This window comes from Actinocorallia herbida (genome assembly GCF_003751225.1).
GTDB classification, from domain to species: Bacteria; Actinomycetota; Actinomycetes; order Streptosporangiales; family Streptosporangiaceae; genus Actinocorallia; species Actinocorallia herbida.
This window is the reverse complement of sequence record NZ_RJKE01000001.1, coordinates 6,856,203-6,873,769: the sequence shown is the minus strand read 5'-3', so window position 1 is coordinate 6,873,769 and position 17,567 is coordinate 6,856,203. Positions and strand designations below refer to the sequence as shown.

The following is a 17,567-nucleotide window of genomic DNA, read 5'->3' as shown; positions in this document are numbered from 1 at the left end:
CGGGAGATCATCCGCAGGTCACGGGCGGGGCCAGGGCCGTCCGCTGAGCTGTTCGATGTCGGTGTTGAAGCGGCGCAGAAAGGCGGCGAACGCCTCGACCTCGGCCGCGGACCAGTCCGCGACGATCTTCGCGACGCTGGTGACGGTCCGGGTCCGCTCGTCCTCAAGCTGCTGGGCGCCCTCGTCGGTGATCTTGAACTGGCGGGCGATCCCGGCGTCGGGGTCGGCGATCCGCTCGACGAGCCCGGCCCGCAGGAGCGCGGAGGTCTGCCGGTTCAGGGTGGACTGGTCGAGCCCGAACGCCTCACTGAGCTGCCTGATGGTCATCGGGCCGTTGAGGAGGATCCGGCTGAGCAGGACGTAGGCGCTGCGGTCCATGCGGTCGCTGTGCCGCCCCTGCGGGCCGAGCACCTGGTTGTGCCGCCAGAGCAGCATCATCTCGTACTCGACCTTCTCCGCCGGTCCCATCGCCTTCTTCCGTCCCGTCCGCGTGCGCGCCGCCCGCCGGGGCGCTCGGCCTGAAAATCTATACCACCAGGGTTATGTACACTGCACTCTATATGCATCATGCATATGACATGCAGGGCGCATATGTCCCGGCGCCGGCGCACGCGGGCGCCCGAGGTCACACCTGACCGGGCAGGGCGCGGAGCCGGGCGTCGAGTTCGTCGGTGTAGTAGTCGAAGAAGAAGTCCGGGTCGGGGCCGCAGTTGAGGATGGCCAGGCGGTCGGTGCCCGCCTCGACGTAGGCGCGCGCCCGCGCCACGACCCTGTCCGGGTCCGGGCCGCACGGGAAGGCGGCCGCGACGTCCTCGTCCCGGACGGTCGTGCTGGCCGCCGCGAAGCTCGCCGGGGTCGGCAGTTCGGCCAGCACCTTCCAGCCGAGCACCGCCCAGCGGGTGGTGGCCCGCGCGGCCTTCACCGCGGTCTGCTCGTTCTGTGCGTAGGCCATCGTCATCTCGCCGTAGCGCGGGCCCTGGCCGCCCGCGTCCCGGTAGGCGCCGACGAGGGCGGCGTCCGGCTCGGTGAAGAAGAGGGCGTCGCCGACCTCGGCGGCCAGCCGGGCGGCGCCGGGCCCGCCCGCGGCGACGGCGATCGGCACGGGCTCGTCGGGCAGGTCGAAGATCCGGGCGCGGGCCACCTCGAAGAACTCACCGCGGTGGGAGCGGTAGCCGCCCTGGAAGAGCAGCCGGATGACCTCGACCGCCTCGCGCAGCATGTCCTGCCGCTTCTTGGGCGACTCGGGGAACCCGTCCCCGACGATGTGCTCGTTCAGCCGCTCCCCAGAGCCGACACCGAGGGTGAACCTGCCCTGGGACAGCACCGCGAGCGTCGCCGCGGCCTGCGCGATCACCGCGGGGTGGTACCGGACGGTCGGGCAGGTGACGCCGGTGAGCAGCTTGATCCGCTCGGTCCGCGCCGCGATCGCGCCGAGCACCGACCAGGCGAACGGCGCGTGGCCCTGCGCCTCCAGCCACGGATGGAAGTGGTCGCTGATCTCGACGAAGTCGAATCCGGCCCGCTCCGCCCGGACCGCCTGCGCCACCAGGTCGATCGGGCCGAACGCCTCGGCCATGAGCTTGTATCCGATCTCCATGTGCTCCCCCGGACGGTCGATGCCCCTTCTGTGGCGCTACCCAGGGATGCCTTTCGGCTATCTCCCAGCGCGCTAGGGTCACCGCGATGGATGAGACGCCGCAGTTCACCGCCACGGCCGCCGCCTACGACGGCATCGCCGAGACCTACGCGACCTGCTACCGCGACAGCCTCGCCACCCGGCCCCTGGACCGGGGCTTCATCGCGGCGTTCGCCGACCTCGTGCGCGGGCGGGGGCCCGTGCTGGACGCCGGATGCGGCCCCGGGCACGGCACCGAGCACCTGCGGAGGCTCGGCCTCGACGTGGCGGGCGTGGACCTCGCGCCGCGCATGGTGGAGCTGGCGCGGCGGGGCTACCCCGAGATCGCGTTCGAGCGGGCGTCCCTGACCCGGCTGCCGCACGCCGACGGGGCCTTCGCGGGTGTCATGGCCTGGTACTCCCTGATCCACCTGCCCCCCGCGTCGATGCCGGTCGCGCTCGCCGAGCTGCGCCGGGTCCTCGCGCCCGGCGGCCATCTCGTCCTCGCCTTCCAGGCGCACGACGATCCCGCGACGGCCCACGTCCCGTTCGACCACAAGGTGACGCCCGGGTTCCGCTGGTCGCTCGACGGCCTGGGCGCGCTCGTCGAGGAGACGGGCCTGGTCGAGGCGGCCCGGCTGATCACCGCGGCCCGGGAGGGCGAGCTCTACAAGCGGGGCCACCTGCTGTACCGCAGGCCCTGACGGCCTCCGCTACCCGCGCAGGACGACGGGCGCGCGCAGCCGGGTGGGGACGCCGGGGGAGTACAGGACGCTGTCGGGTGGTCCGGGCAGGGCGGGAAGGCCGGACGCGGAGAGCAGGCCGTCGTCGTGCCACTGAAGGAGGCTCGCCGAATACAGAGGCCAGGGGTCGTGGTCCACGGGAAGCCGTAGGGCGGGCCCGTACCAGCGCTGGTAGAGGAACAGCCTGTCGGTGAGGGAGAGCTCGGCCGGGGAGGGGTCCGCGAGAGGGGAGCCGACGGACACGCGCAGCCGTACCCCGGCGCGTCCCGCGTCCGGAAGGAGACGTCTGGTGGCGTAGGAGACCCGGCCGCGCGTATGGGCGAAGCGCATGGACGCCCAGGTGTACGGCAGCCGCAGGGAGGCCCGGGAAGCCGCGGCGAAGACCGGGTCGCTCGCCTCCATCGCGCGGAAGACGACCCCGGGACGTCCCTCGGAGTCCCGTCCGTACAGGCGCACGTTCAGCTCGAGGAACGACGGATAAGGCACCCCGCCGAGCGTCAGCGCGGTCATCCGCAGCCCGATGACCCCGATCCAGGCGGCGCCGTCCACGAGGTCGGGCACGACCCCGTCGGGCAGGTGCGGGGCCACTTCGGCGGGCGCGACCCGCCAGTGCAGGAAGACCACGTCCCGCCATGTCTGACCGCCGAATCCGCCCCGCGCCATGGGGCCGAGCCTAGGGCAGGTGCTCGCGGAACCAGGCGGCGGCGAGGACGCAGACCGCCTCCAGCGCGCCGGGCTCGGCGAACAGGTGGGTGGCGCCGGGCACGACGTCGAGCCGGTTGTCGCAGGCCAGCCTGCGCTGCGCGGCCCGGTTGAGCTCGAGGACCTCGGCGTCGGCCCCGCCGACGATCAGCAGGGTCGGCGCGCGGACCGCGGGCAGGCTCTCCCCGGCGAGGTCGGGCCTGCCGCCGCGCGAGACGACGGCCCGCGCCGTCGAGACGCGCGAGGCCGCGGCGTGCAGCGCGGCGGCGGCGCCGGTGGACGCGCCGAAGTAGCCGATGGCGAGGTCCGGGGACTTGCCGAGCAGCCACCGGGTGGCGCCTTCGAGGCGTTCGGCGAGGAAGCCGATGTCGAAGGTCCGGTCGGCCTCGGACTCGCGCAGCAGGTCGAACAGCAGGGTCCCCAGGCCCGCGTCGTTCAGGGTCCGCGCGACCCTGGCGTTGCGCGGGCTGCACGCCCCGCTCCCGCTCCCGTGCGCGAACAGGACGACGGACCGGGCGCCGGGCGGGACCGTCAGATGGCCGGGCAGCTCCTCCCAGCCGACCAGCACGTCGTCGTCGGCCTCGGGGGCCTCCCGGGCGGCGGCGAGCGCGAGCAGCACGTCGACCTCGGCGTCGGGGGTCTCGCCGAAGTCGGTGTACCAGGCGCCGACCGCGGTGAACGACGGGGGCCGCAGCGGGCACACCAGCGTGTCGGCGACGGCCGCGACCGCCTCGGCGGAGTCGGGGGCGGCGACGGGGACCGCGACCACCACGCGGGCCGCGCCCAGCGCGCGGGCCACCGCGCAGGCGGCCCGCGCCGTCGCGCCCGTCGCCAGGCCGTCGTCGACGAGGACCGCGCACCGCCCTTCGAGAGGGATCCGCGGTCGCAGCGCGCGGTACCGGTCCGCGCGTTCCTCAAGGAGCGCGCGTTCGCGCACTTCGAGTGCGGCGAGTTCGGCGCGGCCCGTCGCGGTCTGGCCGATGAGGTGCTGGTTCAGCACCATGACGCCGCCCTCGCCGACCGCGCCGAGCGCCACCTCGGGCTGGGCGGGCAGGCCGAGCTTGCGCACCACGATCACGTCCAGCGGCGCGTCGAGCGCCGCGGCGACCCCGGCGGCGACGGGCACGCCGCCGCGCGGCAGCCCGAGCACCACGGGCCGCTCGGCGGCGAACCCGGCGTCCGCGAGGAGCGCGCCGAGGCGTTCCCCGGCCTCCGTCCGGTCCCGGTAGCCCCAGTCCTGGAAGACCATGCCACCTCCGCTCCCGGCTGGAGGGAACTTCTTCCTTCCAGTGTGGGCGAGCCGGGCCGCCGCGCCAATGGCCGGGGCACGATGGTTGACGGGCCTTGGCACTCGGCCGGGACCGAGATGCGGCCGGGGCCGTCCGTTGACCCGGGCTTTGCGCGGGCTCAGCGGGCGGCGGGCAGCCCGGTCAGGAAGGCGAGCGCGGTGCGGAGGTAGGCCCGCAGCACCTCGGGGTCGTCGAAGTCGTGCCGGGTGTCCACGATGACCGCGGAGATGACGACCCGGTACAGCGCGTCGACGAGGACCGCGATGTCGACGTCGGGCATCCGGCCCGCCTCGATGTGGCCTTGCAGGACCGGGGTGACGAACTCCTCGATCCGGTCGACCTGGACCCGGGCGTGCAGGGTGAAGACCGGGAGGATGAGCTCGGGCACGTCCCGCAGGGCGGCGCTGAGGAGCGGGTGGCGCCGGGCGTAGTCGATGACGAGGACGAGGAGGTCGGTCAGGTAGTCCGGCGTCCAGGCGATCTCCTCGAAGGCGGGGGAGATGTGCCCGATGAACGCGGCGAGCTCGCGTTCGACCAGGGCCTCTTTGATGTCGTCGACCGTGCCGCCGTACTTGTAGAGCGTCGGACGGGAGATGCCCGCCTTGCGGGCGATCGCCGACAGCAGCCGGCCGGAGGCGAATCCGCCTTCGACGAGGCATTCGCCCGCGGCGTCCAGGATCAGCGCGCGGAACTCCTCGGGAGTGCGGCGTGAGGGGCCCTCTGTCACGCACATCACTCTAGGGCCCCCGCGGGGAGGCCCTTGACCCCCCGGCGGCACACGTTTACAGTCACCGCAGTAAGTGTAAACGGACTGCGGAGGCCGTGATGATCGAGCAGGACTACCGGGACATGCTCCAGACCCTTTCCGAGGGGTCGGTGCACCGCCGGTTCGACCCGTACCTCGACATCGACTGGGACGCCCCCGAGATGCGGATGGACCCGAAGGACCCGCGCTGGGTCCTGTCGGAGCACACCGACCCGCTCGGCGCGCACCCCTGGTACCGGGCCCTGCCGCTGGAGCGGCGGATCGACATCGGCCGCTGGCGGATGGCCAACGTCCAGAAGGTCGGCCTGAGCTTCGAGTCCGTGCTGATCCGCGGCATGCTCCAGTACGTCATGCGGCTCCCGAACGACTCCGCGGAGTTCCGCTACTGCCTCCACGAGATGACCGAGGAGTGCAACCACATCCAGATGTTCCAGGAGTTCGTCAACCGCACCGGCGCCGACGTGCCCGGCATGCGCGCGCTCTACCGGAACACCATGGCGACGTGGAGCCTGTTCGCGAAGTGGCCCGTCGTGTTCTTCATCGGCATCCTCGCCGGGGAGGAGCCCATCGACCACATCCAGAAGAACCTGATCCGCGAGGGCAAGGACTGCCCGCCCGCGATGCTGCGGGTGATGGAGATCCACATCGCCGAGGAGGCAAGGCACATCTCCTTCGCGCACCGCTTCCTGCGCGAGCACGTCGCGCGGCTCGGCCGGATCGAGCGCGGGATCACCTCGATCGTCTACCCGCTGGTGATGCGCTGGCTCGGCGGCGCGATCGTTGTCCCGCCGCCGGAGTTCGCCAAGCGGTTCGACATCCCCCGCGAGGTCATGCGCGAGGCGTTCTGGAAGGCGCCGAAGTCGCGGGCGATGCTCCGCGAGTGCTTCAACGACGTGCGGATGCTCGCCGACCAGCTCGAGCTGATGAACCCCGTGTCGCGCGCGGTGTGGCGGTGGTGCGGCATCGACGGCCCTTCCTCGCGTTTCCGCGGCGAACCGCACCGCCCCGCCCGGAACGCCGCCTGACCCTGAGGAAAGACCCCCATGCCGCACGTCGTCACCCGATCCTGTTGCAACGACGCCAACTGCGTCTACGCCTGCCCGGTCAACTGCATCCACCCCACCCCCGACGAGCCCGACTTCGCCACCGCCGAGATGCTCTACATCGACCCGGCGGCCTGTGTGGACTGCGGCGCCTGTATGACGGCCTGCCCCGTCGGGGCGATCCGCCCGCACTCGGTGCTCGCACCCGACCAGCTGCCCTTCCTGGAGATCAACGCCGACTTCTACAAGGGCGGCCGGGACCGGGGCCCGGTCCTCGCCCGGGTGCCCGCCCCCCTCGAGGTCGGCGAGGCGGCCCCGCCCCGGGTCGCGATCGTCGGTTCCGGGCCCGCCGCGATGTACGCCGCCGACGAGATCCTGACGATCCCCGGCGCGTCCGTCGACCTGTACGAGCGCCTCCCGGTGCCCTACGGCCTGGCCCGTTTCGGCGTCGCCCCCGACCACGCCGACACCCGCCGCGTCGCCGGCACCTTCGACGTCATCGCCCGCCAGGACGGCTTCCGCCTCCACCTCGGGGTGGAGATCGGCCGCGACCTGACCCACGCGGACCTCCTGGCCTCCCACGACGCCGTCGTCTACGCCGTCGGCGCCGCCTCGGACCGCCGGCTCGACCTGCCCGGCGCCGACGGCCTGGGCACGGCGACCGAGTTCGTCGGCTGGTACAACGGCCACCCCGACCACGCCGGGCACGCCTTCGACCTGTCCCACCGCCGCGCCGTCATCATCGGCAACGGCAACGTCGCCCTGGACGTGGCGCGCATCCTCACCCTCGACCCCGAGGACCTGGCCGCCACGGACATCGCCCCCGCCGCCCTCGCGGTCCTCCGCGAAAGCCGCATAGAGGAGGTCGTCGTCCTGGCCCGCCGGGGCCCCGCCGACTCCGCCTTCACCTCGAGCGAACTCCTGGGCCTGGCCGCCGCCGTCAACGTCGCCGTGGAAGGCGACCTCACCGACCCCGGCGGCCTCGACACCGCCGCCGCCCGCAAACTCGCCCTCCTCGCCGGGCTCACCGCTCCCGGCCCCGGCGCCCGCGTCGTCCTCCGCTACCGCAGCGCCCCCACCGCCATCACCCCCGACGGCGTCCTCATCGGAGACGACCTCTTGGAGGCGGGCCTGGTCCTCTCCTCCATCGGCTACCACGCCCGCCCCGTCCCCGACCTCCCCTTCGACGAGGCCACGGGCACCGTCCCCCACGAGAAGGGCCGGGTGACCGGGACGGACCGCACCTACGTCACGGGCTGGATCAAACGAGGCCCGAACGGCTTCATCGGCACCAACAAGACCTGTGCCCGCGAGACCGTCCGCACCCTCGTGGCCGACCTCGCCGCCCGGGTCCCGGCCCTCTCGTAGCGGCCGACGCCGAGAGCCCCGCCGCCCAGGGCCGCGGGGCTCAAGCGCGCTAGGCGTCCGTCTCCGTGCGGTCGGCGGACCAGAGGGTGTGGAAGGAGCCTTCGCGGTCGGTGCGGCGGTAGGTGTGCGCGCCGAAGAAGTCGCGTTGGGCCTGGGTCAGGGCGGCGGGGAGGCGGGGGGAGCGCAGGGCGTCGTAGTAGGCGAGGGCGGCGGAGAAGCCCGGGATGGGGACGCCTTGGAGGGAGGCGGTGGCGACCACGTCGCGCCAGTCGCCCTGGGCCGCGGCGATCTCCCGGGCGAAGCCGGGGTCGGCGAGCAGGAGCGGGAGATCGGGCTTGGCGTCGTAGGCGGCGCGGATGCGGTCGAGGAAGGCGGCGCGGATGATGCAGCCCGCGCGCCAGATCGAGGAGATGGCGCCCAGGTCGAGGTGCCAGTCGTACTCGGCGGCGCCCGCGGCCATCTCGTGGAAGCCCTGGGTGTAGGAGACGATCTTCGAGGCGTACAGGGCCTGCTCGACCTTGGCGGCGAACGCGTCGGCCTCGGCCTTGGGCAGCGGCGTGGGCCTGGGCCCGGCGAGGCCCTCGGCGGCCGAGCGCAGGTCGGCGTGGCCGGACAGGGAGCGGGCGAAGACGGCCTCGGCGATGCCGGAGACCGGGACGCCCAGGTCCAGCGCGATCTGCACGGTCCAGCGGCCGGTGCCCTTCTGCTCGGCCTGGTCCAGCACGACGTCCACGAATGGCGCGCCCGTCGCGGCGTCGGTGTGCGCGAGGACCTCGGCGGTGATCTCGATGAGGTAGGAGTCGAGGCGGCCGGTGTTCCAGGAGCGGAAGATCTCGGCGATCTCGGCGGGGGAGCGGCCCCCGATGTCGCGGAGCAGCTGGTAGGCCTCCCCGATCAGCTGCATGTCGGCATATTCAATGCCGTTGTGCACCATCTTCACGAAGTGGCCCGCGCCGTCCGTCCCGATGTGGGTGACGCACGGGGATCCGTCCCCGGCCTTCGCCGAGATCTTCTCCAGCATCGGACCGAGCGACTCGTACGACTCGGCCGAGCCGCCCGGCATGATGGACGGGCCGTTGAGCGCGCCCTCCTCGCCACCGGAGACCCCGGCCCCGACGAAGTGAACGCCCTGCTCGCGCAGCGCCTTCTCCCGGCGGCGGGTGTCGAGGAAGTGCGCGTTGCCGCCGTCGATGATCATGTCGCCGGGCTCCAGGAGCGGCGCGAACTCCTCGATCACCGCGTCGGTCGGCGCGCCCGCCTTCACCATGATCATGACGCGCCGGGGCCGCTCCAGGGCGGTGACGAGGTCCTGCGGGGTGTGCGCCGCGATGAACTCTCCCTCCGCCCCGAACTCCTCGACCAGCGCCTTGGTGCGGCTCTCCGTGCGGTTGTGCACCGCCACGGTGTAGCCCTGCCGCGCGAAGTTGCGCGCGAGGTTCCGCCCCATCACCGCGAGGCCGCTGACCCCGATCTGCGCCGAACCGCCCATGCCGCGTGTCCCCCTTGAAAACGGTGCCGATGAACGAGCCCTACCCTGCCGGCGGCTCGGCTACCGGCAGGGCGAGGGAAACGCCGGATCAGGCGGCGGCGACCAGCGTGTCGTCGGAGGCGGGGCGCTCGGGCGCGGCGGGCCCGCGGCGGCCGCCGAGGACGAGCAGCACGACGCCGGCGAGCGCGAAGCAGGCGAGGACGGCCAGGGGACGGGCGGCGCCCGCGCCGTCGAAGTAGGCGACCGAGCGCATCAGCGTGGCGGCGGCGCCGGGCGGGAGGTACTGGCCGATCGTGCCCCACGGCTGCGGGAGCAGTTCCGGTGCGCTTCCGGCCGCCGAGAACGGGTTCCCCAGGAGGAAGGTCGCGGCGGCGCCCAGCCCGAACCCGGGCCGGCCGAGGAAGACGCCGAGCCCGCCGATCGCGGCGGGGACGGTGAAGGTGACCAGCGCGCCGACCGCGGCGACCTTCCCGTAGGCCGAGGACGGCATCAGGCCGAGCCACGTCACCGACACCAGCGTGGTGAGCAGGCCCGCGCCGACCGCGAAGACGGCGAGCGCGGTGAACCGCTGCCGGGTGGAGGTGAGCAGGAAGGACAGCAGGGCGGACGCGGCGATCCCGGAGATCACCAGCGGCAGGATCATCATGGCGAACCCCGTGCCGCGCGCGTCGTCGGGGTTGTTGGCGACGACGTCGGTCACCTGCGCGGCCGGCGGTGCGGCGGCGGCCAGCTGGTTCGCGGCCTCGGTGAGCAGCTGGGCGACGGCGGGCGAGGCGGCCGAGGCGACGAGCAGGCGCGGGGTCTGCCCCGTGACCACGATCGCGCCGTAGACCTCGCGGTCCTCGATGGCGGCCTTCGCGGCCGCCTCGTCGGCGAAGGCGGTGATCTCGAAGCCGCCGGGGCGCGCGGTCTCCAGGGTCTGGGTGATCCGGGTGACGGCGGGCGCGGGGCCGGCGACGCCGATCGGAAGGTCGCGGGGGGCGCTCTGCGTGGGCGCCCAGGAGAAGGCGACGACCAGCAGGGCTTGGAGGAAGGCGAGCGCGACGCCGAACACGATCGGCATCCGTGACTGCGGCATGGGGGGCTCCAGGACGGTTAAAGCGAACATCCGTTTTCTTTGATCTCAGTCCAGCACGGTGCCGTGCGGTTTGTCAAAAGCGAATGTCCGTTTTATTTTGGGGGCATGCCCAAAGTGAGTGACGAGCACCTCGAGGCGCGGCGGCGCCAGATCCTCGACGCGGCCACCCGGTGCTTCGCCCGACAGGGCTTCCACGGCACCTCGATGCAGGACATCTTCCGGGAGTCCGGGCTGTCCGCGGGCGCGGTGTACCGGTACTTCCCCGGCAAGGACGACATCGTCAAGGCGATCGTGCTGAACAAGCGGGAGCTCCTCGTCGAGCACATGGCCGCGATCCTCGCCCTGCCGGAGCTGCCGCCCCTCGAGGAGATCTTCGGCGGCTTCGCCAAGACCGTCGAGGAGATCGCCGAGATCGACGTGCTGGGCCTGATCCCGCAGGCCTGGGCGCTGGCGACCTACGATCCGGAGGTCGGGCCGACCATCCGGGGGCTCTTCGGCTCCCTGCGAGAGCACTGGATCGCCATCGCCGTCCGGCTGCGCGAGGAGGGAAAGCTCGCTCCCGACGCGGACGCCGACGCCGTCGGACGTGTGCTGTTCGGCCTCATGCCGGGGTTCATCCTCCAGAACGCCTTCTTCGGCGACGTCCCGGCCGGCCTCCTCGCCCGGGGGGTGGCCGGGCTGCGCACGCTGAGCTGAACCCGTCAGCCGGGCAGGAGGGCGAGCAGCTCCTTCGCGAGCGGTTCGGCCGACGCGGGGTTCTGCCCGGTCAGCAGGGTGCGGTCGGCCACCAGGTGCGGCCGCCACGGCGCGCCCTCGTCGAACTCCGCGCCGAGATCGACGAGGCGGTCCTGGAGCAGCCAGGGAGCCTTGTCGGCGAGCCCGCCCTGTCGCTCCTCCTCGTCGGTGAAGCCGGTGAGCCGGTAACCCGCGACGGCCGGCGCGCCGTCCGCGCCCCGCGCGGCGAGCAGCGCGGCCGGGCCGTGGCAGACCAGCGCGAGCGGCCTCCCGGCGTCCAGTTGCGCGGTGATGAGGGCGCCCGAGGCGGCGTCCACCGCGAGGTCCTCCATCGGGCCGTGCCCGCCGGGGTAGAAGACCGCGGCGTAGTCGGCGGGATCGACGTGCTCCAGCTTGAGCGGGCTCTTGAGGCCCGTCATCTCCCCGAGCCCTTCGGCGACGGCACGGGCCCCGTCCTCGTCGCCGTTCGCGCCGACCGTCAGGCTCGCCTCGTCGGGCACCGGGACGGCTCCGCCCGGCGACGCGAACACGACCTCGTGCCCGGCCCCGGTGAGCACCCGCCAGGGCGCGACCGCCTCTTCGGCCCAGAAACCGGTCGGGTGCGCGGTGCCGTCGTTGAGCGTCCACGAGCGCGCGCCCGTCATCACGAACAGGACCTTGGCCATGGGGATCTCCTCGCGGGTCGGGCGATGTGCCGTTCCGGACCCTGTCCCCTCCCCGGTCGGGGGAACCTCCGCTCTCGGCGAACCCCGCGCCAAGCCCGGAAACCCGGTTCTCCGACGGGCAGCGCGGGTGCGATGCTCAGGGCCATGACGGACGACGGGAAGAGCGCGCGACAGGCAGGCACGGACCTCAACCGGGCTCTGTGGGACCAGAGGGCGGAGATCCACGGGACGACGGAAGGCGACAGGTTCTACGACGAGGAGTCCTTCGTCGCCGGGCGCCGGACCCTGGGCCCGATCGAGACCGGCCTCGCCGGTGACGTCGAAGGCCGCGACCTTCTGCACCTCCAGTGCCACTTCGGCATGGACACCCTCGACTGGGTGCGGCGCGGGGCAAGGGCCACAGGCGTCGACTTCTCTCCCGTGGCGATCGCGCGGGCCAGGCGCCTCGCCGAACGCGCGGGCCTCGAAGCCGAGTTCGTCGAGGCCGACACCCAGGCGCTGCCGAGCGGCCTGGACGGAAGGTTCGACCTGGTCGTCGCCACCATCGGGATCCTGTGCTGGATCGGCGACCCCGCGGCCTGGATGCGCGGCGCCGCGCGGGCGCTGCGGCCGGGCGGCAGGCTCGTCCTGGTCGACCTGCACCCGGCCTGCCAGATGGTCGCCTCCCTCGACCCGCTCGTCATCGACTGGCCCTACGGCGGGGGCGAGCCGCACCGGGAGGTCAACGAGGGCACTTACGCGGATCCGTCGGTGCGGACCGAACCGCGCGAGACCGTCGAGTACCCGCACTCGCTCGGCGAGATCGTCACCGCGGCGCTCGGCGCGGGCCTCACGCTCACCCATCTGGGCGAGCACGTGGCGGCGGACTTCGACCCGCGCGGCTTCCTCGCGCGCGGCGCGGACGGTCTCTACCGGCTGCCCATCGGCGACTCCCACCTGCCCGTCCTCTACTCACTGAGCGCCGAGAAGCCCCGATGACCAAGGGGGACCCACGCCGACGGCCCGATCCGGCCGCACCGCGTGGCGTTCCCGGGGAAACGGAAAAGGGGATGCCACAATGCGGGGGCGTCTTCGGCGCGTCCCCCGGCATCCCCGCTAAAGGAGTCCCCGTCCCATGATGGGCCGCACCCACGCCCTGTCCGGAGCCGCCCTGTTCACGGCCGGTGCGATCCCCCTGAACCTGCCGCCGGACCAGATCGTGCTCGGCGCGGTCGCCTGCGCCGGGGCAGCGGTCCTGCCGGACATCGACCACCACGGCTCGCACATCGCCCGGACCTTCGGCCCGATCACGCGCGGCTTCGCCTGGACCATCGGCAAGGTGGCGGGCGGGCATCGCAACGGCACGCACTCCGCGCTCGGCATCGGGCTCGTCGCGGCCCTGGTCTTCTTCGCCTCCGCCATCTACACCCAGGACGAGGAGACGCTGTACACGGGCCTGGCGATCACCGGCGCCATGCTGGTGTTCGGCCTGTTCTTCGGGCTGCTGCCGTCCAAGGGCAAGGGCCGCGCCGCCTACCGCAAGCCCTGGCACGGCTTCCTCGCCATCATGGCGTGCGCGCTCGCCGCCGCCGGGATCGGCACCGCCGCCTACCGCTACGGGCAGGAGGCGGGCGTGGTCCTGGTCGGCGCGGTGCTGATCCTCGTGCTGGCCGCCGCGATCCGCCCGCTGAACATCAAGGGCATCTGGGACGACCTGTCGCCGATCCCCATCACCATCGCGCTGCTGTGGTTCGAGGTCGACCTGACGGTCCTGCCGTACGCGATCGTCGTCGGCGTCGTCATCCACATCCTCGGCGACATGGTGACGCGCGGCGGCTGTCCGCTCGGCTGGCCGTGGTCGCAGACCATGTTCGGCCCGAAGTGGTTCAAGACCGGCGACAAGACCGAGACGCGCCTGGTCTTCCCGGCCCTGGTCCTCATCCTCGCCGTCTCGACCGGGGTCCACGTCGGGCCCTATGTCATCGACCACGCCGACCAGGTGCGCCAGACCGTCGACGACGGCTCGGGCACCTGAGGCACCTGACGGTCCGGGCAAGGCCGGGCGAAAGCGGGTAAAGGTCTTGCCTCGCCGGGTTCCCGAGAGGAGCGCGGGGTGACGATGAAGGTATGCCGCGAAGTGACGGGGTGCCGCCGGGTGCTCCCTGCTGGCTGGAGTTGACCGCCCGGGATCCCCAGGAGGCCGTGCGCTTCTACGGCGCGCTCTTCGAGTGGCGTCTGGAGTACGACGAGAAGACCGGCTACGGCAGGTTCCTGCGCGGCGGCGCGACCGTCGCGGGGCTCTGGCCGGAGCCGACGTCGGCCGGGGCCGCCGGCTGGACGGTCCTCTTCCACGTCGAGGACGCCGAGGCCACCGCGGGCCTGGTCCGGGACGCGGGCGGCCATGTGGTGGTCGAGCCGCGCGCGGTCGACGTGCTCGGCACGCTGGCGGGCTGCCTTGACCCCGAGGGCGTGTTCTTCATGCTGTGGCAGCCGGGCACCGAGGGCTGCGTCGAGCTGACGGGCGTGCCCGGCACCTGGGCGTGGACCGAGCTGTTCACCCGCGACCTCGAGGGAGCCGAGGCGTTCTACTCGCGGGTGTTCGGCTGGGGCCGGCTGCGCGAGGGGCCACGGGTGCGCTGGACGGCCGGGGACCGGGTGGTCGCGGGCATGCGGACGATCCGGCCCGAGATCCCGCCGGAGGCCCTGGCCGCCTGGCTCCCGCACTTCGCCGTCACCGACGTGCAGGCCACCGTCGACCGGGCGCTGGCGCTGGGCGCGGTGTACGTGGCCGAGTACGAGGATGCGATCTACGGCAGGGCGGTCTCGATCAGCGACCCGCAGGACGGCCAGTTCGTCCTGATAGCCCCTCCTTCCCCGGGCGTCCCATCGTAGTAAAACGTGTAAATCGGGGCGAGTCCTCTGATCTGCTCTTGACGCTAGATATTCCTCACATCTACCGTCGATCCGCAACCACAACTTAAAACGTTTTTCATCTCAGTGACACAGACCCACCCCAGGGACCCAGGCCGCCGCACCGGTCCGCCGTGTCCCGCCCCCTGAGTTCGAGGTAGACGCATGACGGCTCAGCCCAGCCACCCCTTCTCCCGCCGCCGCTTCCTGCAGGCCGCCGCCGTCACCGGCGCGGCCGCCGCGGTCTCCACCGGGTGGGAGGGCCTCCCCGCCACCGCCCACGGCGCCGCGGGCAAGGGCGCGAAGTTCCCCGACCTGACCGCCGCGGTCCGCCCCCGCTTCCGCTGGTGGTGGCCGGACGGACTCGTCGACCCGAAGGAGATCGCGCGTGAGATCGACCAGATCGCCGACGCCGGCTTCGGCGGCGCCGAGATCGCCGGCGTGCACCACAGCGTCGCCGACAAGTCGGTGCTCGACACCGCCCACCACGGCTGGGGCAGCGCGTCCTGGATCGCGGGCGTCGAGGCCGCGCTGGAGCGCGCCGACCGCCGCGGCCTGGTCATCGACCTGACCCTCGGTCCCGCGTGGCCGTCCGCGGTGCCCACCATCACCGCCGACAACGGCGCGGCCAGCCGGGAACTCGCCTACGGCGCCGTGCTCGTCGCCGCGGGCCAGACCTACACCGGGCCCGTCCCGGCGCCGGTCATCGCGCACGAGACCGAGCACACCCTGCGCGGGGTCAACGCGTTCCGCGTCAACGCGGCGAACACCACGAAGAAGGAGACCGGTCTGGAGGAGGCCACCGCGACCGACCTCACCGGCTCGGTGTCCGGCGGAAACCTCACCTGGACCGCTCCCGCGGACGGCGACTGGTACCTGTTCTCCTACTGGGAGCGCGGCTCGGCCCAGCAGCCGGAGTCCGGCCCGCACACCGCGACGCCCGCGTACGTCGTCGACCACTTCAGCCAGGCCGGCACCAAGGCGCTCATCGCCTACTGGGAGAAGGACCTGCTCACCCCGCGCATGCGCAAGCTGCTGCGCCGGGTCGGCGGCACCCTGTTCGAGGACTCCTTCGAGCTGGAGACCGAGGCGCTCCAGTGGACGGCGAACATCCCGCAGGAGTTCAGGAAGCGCCGCGGCTACGACCTCTTCCCGGTCCTGCCCGCGATCCTGCTCGCCAAGGAGAACACGGTCTTCGCCTTCGAGGCGGTGCGCACCCGGCAGATCCGCCACGACTACTGGGAGACCGTCTCCGAGCTGTTCGACGAGAACCACTTCACGCCGCTGCGCGACTGGGCCCACGGCCTCGGCATGAAGCTGCGCGCCCAGCCCTACGGCCTCAACACCGACGCGATCGCCACCTCGGCCATCCTCGACAACACCGAGGGCGAGTCGCTCGGTTTCAAGAACCTCGACGACTACCGGGTGCTCGCGGGCGGCCGCGACATGGGCGGCCACACCGTCATGTCCAGCGAGGCCGGCGCCTACCAGGGCGGCGCGTACGCGACCCCGTGGAAGAAGATCCTGCGGACGATGTCCGGCGCCTACGCGGCGGGCCTCAACCAGACCTACATCCACGGCTTCTCCTACGCGACGATCCCGGGCGTCAACTGGCCGGGCTTCGCCGCGTTCACTCCCTACGGCGGCAAGGTCGGCTACTCCGAGTCGTGGGGCCCGCGCCAGCCCGCCTGGACGCACACCCGCGACGTCGCCGACTACCTCGCCCGCGTCCACGCCGTCACCCAGGCCGGCCGGATGCGCGCCGACATCGCGGTGTTCCGCCAGACCGGTTACTCCAAGACCGGCCTCGGCGCGACCTGGTTCACCGCCACCGGCATCCCGCTCGGCTGGACCCACCAGTTCATCAGTGAGCCGATCCTGGCCCTGAAGTCCGCGAAGGTCCGCGGCGGGCGCTTCGCCCCCGACGGTCCCGCCTACAAGGCGATCGTCATCGAGGGCGACAAGTTCTACTCCAGCGCGCCGACCGTGTCCGTCGAGGTCGCCGAGAAGTTCCTCGGCTACGCCGACGCCGGCCTGCCGATCGTCTTCATCGGCGACTGGAGCGCCGCGACGACCTCGGGCGTCGCGATCGGCACGGAGGCGGCGCGCCTCGGCACGCTCCTCGGGCGGCTCTTCGCGCACCCGAAGGTCCGCAACGTCACCGCGGCCGACGGGGTCCCCGGCGCGCTCGCCGCCCTCGGCGTCACGCCGGACGCGTCCTACCCGACGTCGTCGCTGCTCAACCTGCGCCGTGTCGAGGACGACATGGACCTGTACTACCTGGCGAACGGCAAGCACGCCGACAGCGCCAAGGGCGTCGTGGCCATCGACCACGCCGTCACGCTGACCCGCGGCGACCGCCGCCGCGTGCCGTTCCTGCTCGACCTGTGGACGGGCGAGATCCGCCGCGTCGCGCAGTACAGCGAGTCGGGAGACACCGTCACCTTCCGGGTCGCGCTCCAGGTCAACGACACCGTCGCGGTGGTCTTCGCCCGTCCCGAGCGCTTCGGCGAGGGCGGCAAGGGCAACGGCAAGGACGCCTACGCGACCGCCACGACGGCCGACGCGGTCTTCTTCGACGGCTCGCGCCTCGCCGTCCGGGCCAAGGCCGCCGGAACGTACACCACGACGCTGTCCACCGGAAAGACGGTCACCTCGAAGATCGGCGAGGTCCCCGCGGAGATCGTCCCGGCGGCGTGGACGCTCGACGTGGAGTCCTGGCTGCCCGGCGCGACCGCGACCGAGACCGTCAAGGAGAAGGTGCGCGTCTCCCTCACCGCCCTGACGGCCTGGTCGGCGATTCCCGAACTCCAGGACGTGTCCGGTGTCGGCCGCTACACGACCACGGTCGAACTGCCCAAGACCTGGTCGGCCGACCACGGGGCGGTCCTGTCGCTCGGGGAGGTCTTCGACACCGCCCGCGTGATCGTCAACGGCAAGGCGCTGCCCGCGGTCAACGTGATCACCCCGGCGCTGGACGTCTCGGCGCACCTGCGCCCGGGCCGCAACACCCTGGTGGTCGAGGTGACCACCACGCTCAACAACCGGCTGCGGCTGGCCGATCCCGGCGTCTACGGCGGCAACGCCCGTCAGGCGTACGGGATCACCGGCCCCGTCCGGCTCACCCCCTACCGGACCGCCCGCCTCTGACGGGCCCGCCGCGGCCGCCCGGAGGGGGGCGGCCG

At 72.7% G+C, this 17,567-nt stretch carries 16 protein-coding genes; 8 read left to right on the top strand and 8 right to left on the bottom strand.

The window, feature by feature from the left end; all coding sequences use genetic code 11:
* Positions 1-18: 18 nt before the first annotated feature.
* Entirely contained in the window at positions 19-468 is a 450-nt protein-coding gene (locus tag EDD29_RS31355; RefSeq protein WP_123667904.1) for a MarR family winged helix-turn-helix transcriptional regulator, read from the bottom strand.
* A gap of 157 nt (positions 469-625) precedes the next feature.
* On the bottom strand, positions 626-1,597 hold the full coding sequence (locus EDD29_RS31350) for a TIGR03557 family F420-dependent LLM class oxidoreductase (protein WP_123667903.1): 972 nt from the start codon (positions 1,595-1,597) through the stop codon (positions 626-628).
* Positions 1,598-1,683: 86 nt separating this feature from the next.
* On the opposite strand from EDD29_RS31350, the gene EDD29_RS31345 reads away from it, so the two are divergent.
* Positions 1,684-2,319: a class I SAM-dependent methyltransferase gene (locus EDD29_RS31345; RefSeq protein ID WP_123667902.1), complete on the top strand. Its 636-nt coding sequence runs from the start codon at positions 1,684-1,686 to the stop codon at positions 2,317-2,319.
* A 9-nt stretch (positions 2,320-2,328) separates the two neighbouring features.
* On the opposite strand, the gene EDD29_RS31340 is transcribed toward EDD29_RS31345, so the two are convergent.
* From EDD29_RS31340 to EDD29_RS31330, 3 genes are all read right to left on the bottom strand, one after another.
* Complete coding sequence (locus tag EDD29_RS31340; RefSeq protein ID WP_123667901.1) at positions 2,329-3,021, bottom strand: YqjF family protein; 693 nt, start codon at positions 3,019-3,021, stop codon at positions 2,329-2,331.
* 10 nt (positions 3,022-3,031) lie between these two features.
* Entirely contained in the window at positions 3,032-4,309 is a 1,278-nt protein-coding gene (locus EDD29_RS31335) for a phosphoribosyltransferase family protein (protein WP_123667900.1), read from the bottom strand.
* 158 nt (positions 4,310-4,467) lie between these two features.
* Complete coding sequence (locus EDD29_RS31330; RefSeq protein WP_123667899.1) at positions 4,468-5,082, bottom strand: TetR/AcrR family transcriptional regulator; 615 nt, start codon at positions 5,080-5,082, stop codon at positions 4,468-4,470.
* Between the two features lie 92 nt (positions 5,083-5,174).
* Here EDD29_RS31330 and EDD29_RS31325 point away from each other — a divergent pair, with 92 nt between their 5' ends.
* Both EDD29_RS31325 and EDD29_RS31320 read left to right on the top strand, forming a co-directional pair.
* Complete coding sequence (locus tag EDD29_RS31325; RefSeq protein ID WP_123667898.1) at positions 5,175-6,140, top strand: AurF N-oxygenase family protein; 966 nt, start codon at positions 5,175-5,177, stop codon at positions 6,138-6,140.
* Between the two features lie 18 nt (positions 6,141-6,158).
* Positions 6,159-7,526: an FAD-dependent oxidoreductase gene (locus EDD29_RS31320; protein WP_123667897.1), complete on the top strand. Its 1,368-nt coding sequence runs from the start codon at positions 6,159-6,161 to the stop codon at positions 7,524-7,526.
* Positions 7,527-7,575: 49 nt separating this feature from the next.
* On the opposite strand, the gene gndA is transcribed toward EDD29_RS31320, so the two are convergent.
* Entirely contained in the window at positions 7,576-9,015 is a 1,440-nt protein-coding gene (gene gndA / locus EDD29_RS31315) for an NADP-dependent phosphogluconate dehydrogenase (RefSeq protein ID WP_123667896.1), read from the bottom strand.
* A gap of 88 nt (positions 9,016-9,103) precedes the next feature.
* Positions 9,104-10,093 (bottom strand): hypothetical protein, encoded by a 990-nt coding sequence (locus tag EDD29_RS31310; RefSeq protein WP_123667895.1) that lies wholly within the window; start codon positions 10,091-10,093, stop codon positions 9,104-9,106.
* Between the two features lie 105 nt (positions 10,094-10,198).
* On the opposite strand from EDD29_RS31310, the gene EDD29_RS31305 reads away from it, so the two are divergent.
* Positions 10,199-10,789, top strand: coding sequence for a TetR/AcrR family transcriptional regulator (locus tag EDD29_RS31305; protein WP_123667894.1), 591 nt, complete (start codon positions 10,199-10,201; stop codon positions 10,787-10,789).
* A gap of 5 nt (positions 10,790-10,794) precedes the next feature.
* On the opposite strand, the gene EDD29_RS31300 is transcribed toward EDD29_RS31305, so the two are convergent.
* Complete coding sequence (locus EDD29_RS31300; protein WP_123667893.1) at positions 10,795-11,493, bottom strand: type 1 glutamine amidotransferase domain-containing protein; 699 nt, start codon at positions 11,491-11,493, stop codon at positions 10,795-10,797.
* A gap of 144 nt (positions 11,494-11,637) precedes the next feature.
* Between EDD29_RS31300 and EDD29_RS31295 the strand changes: the two genes are divergently transcribed.
* The 4 genes from EDD29_RS31295 (at position 11,638) to EDD29_RS31280 (ending at position 17,532) form a co-directional block, all read left to right on the top strand.
* On the top strand, positions 11,638-12,471 hold the full coding sequence (locus EDD29_RS31295; protein ID WP_123670787.1) for a class I SAM-dependent methyltransferase: 834 nt from the start codon (positions 11,638-11,640) through the stop codon (positions 12,469-12,471).
* Positions 12,472-12,607: 136 nt separating this feature from the next.
* Positions 12,608-13,507, top strand: a complete 900-nt coding sequence (locus EDD29_RS31290) for a metal-dependent hydrolase (protein WP_123667892.1) — start codon at positions 12,608-12,610, stop codon at positions 13,505-13,507.
* Between the two features lie 92 nt (positions 13,508-13,599).
* Complete coding sequence (locus EDD29_RS31285) at positions 13,600-14,364, top strand: VOC family protein (RefSeq protein WP_123667891.1); 765 nt, start codon at positions 13,600-13,602, stop codon at positions 14,362-14,364.
* Positions 14,365-14,547: 183 nt separating this feature from the next.
* A complete protein-coding gene (locus EDD29_RS31280; RefSeq protein WP_123667890.1) occupies positions 14,548-17,532 on the top strand; it encodes a glycosyl hydrolase in 2,985 nt (994 codons plus the stop codon).
* Positions 17,533-17,567: the final 35 nt, after the last annotated feature.

What these genes read in the sequence shown, in the direction of transcription:
- EDD29_RS31305 (WP_123667894.1), top strand. Translation starts at nt 10,199, where the DNA reads ATGCCCAAAGTGAGTGACGAGCACCTCGAGGCGCGGCGGCGCCAGATC.
- EDD29_RS31325 (WP_123667898.1), top strand. Translation starts at nt 5,175, where the DNA reads ATGATCGAGCAGGACTACCGGGACATGCTCCAGACCCTTTCCGAGGGG.
- EDD29_RS31280 (WP_123667890.1), top strand. Translation starts at nt 14,548, where the DNA reads ATGACGGCTCAGCCCAGCCACCCCTTCTCCCGCCGCCGCTTCCTGCAG.
- EDD29_RS31290 (WP_123667892.1), top strand. Translation starts at nt 12,608, where the DNA reads ATGATGGGCCGCACCCACGCCCTGTCCGGAGCCGCCCTGTTCACGGCC.
- gndA (WP_123667896.1), bottom strand. Translation starts at nt 9,015, where the DNA reads ATGGGCGGTTCGGCGCAGATCGGGGTCAGCGGCCTCGCGGTGATGGGG.
- EDD29_RS31355 (WP_123667904.1), bottom strand. Translation starts at nt 468, where the DNA reads ATGGGACCGGCGGAGAAGGTCGAGTACGAGATGATGCTGCTCTGGCGG.
- EDD29_RS31350 (WP_123667903.1), bottom strand. Translation starts at nt 1,597, where the DNA reads ATGGAGATCGGATACAAGCTCATGGCCGAGGCGTTCGGCCCGATCGAC.
- EDD29_RS31345 (WP_123667902.1), top strand. Translation starts at nt 1,684, where the DNA reads ATGGATGAGACGCCGCAGTTCACCGCCACGGCCGCCGCCTACGACGGC.
- EDD29_RS31330 (WP_123667899.1), bottom strand. Translation starts at nt 5,082, where the DNA reads ATGTGCGTGACAGAGGGCCCCTCACGCCGCACTCCCGAGGAGTTCCGC.
- EDD29_RS31340 (WP_123667901.1), bottom strand. Translation starts at nt 3,021, where the DNA reads ATGGCGCGGGGCGGATTCGGCGGTCAGACATGGCGGGACGTGGTCTTC.
- EDD29_RS31300 (WP_123667893.1), bottom strand. Translation starts at nt 11,493, where the DNA reads ATGGCCAAGGTCCTGTTCGTGATGACGGGCGCGCGCTCGTGGACGCTC.
- EDD29_RS31295 (WP_123670787.1), top strand. Translation starts at nt 11,638, where the DNA reads ATGACGGACGACGGGAAGAGCGCGCGACAGGCAGGCACGGACCTCAAC.
- EDD29_RS31335 (WP_123667900.1), bottom strand. Translation starts at nt 4,309, where the DNA reads ATGGTCTTCCAGGACTGGGGCTACCGGGACCGGACGGAGGCCGGGGAA.
- EDD29_RS31285 (WP_123667891.1), top strand. Translation starts at nt 13,600, where the DNA reads ATGCCGCGAAGTGACGGGGTGCCGCCGGGTGCTCCCTGCTGGCTGGAG.
- EDD29_RS31310 (WP_123667895.1), bottom strand. Translation starts at nt 10,093, where the DNA reads ATGCCGCAGTCACGGATGCCGATCGTGTTCGGCGTCGCGCTCGCCTTC.
- EDD29_RS31320 (WP_123667897.1), top strand. Translation starts at nt 6,159, where the DNA reads ATGCCGCACGTCGTCACCCGATCCTGTTGCAACGACGCCAACTGCGTC.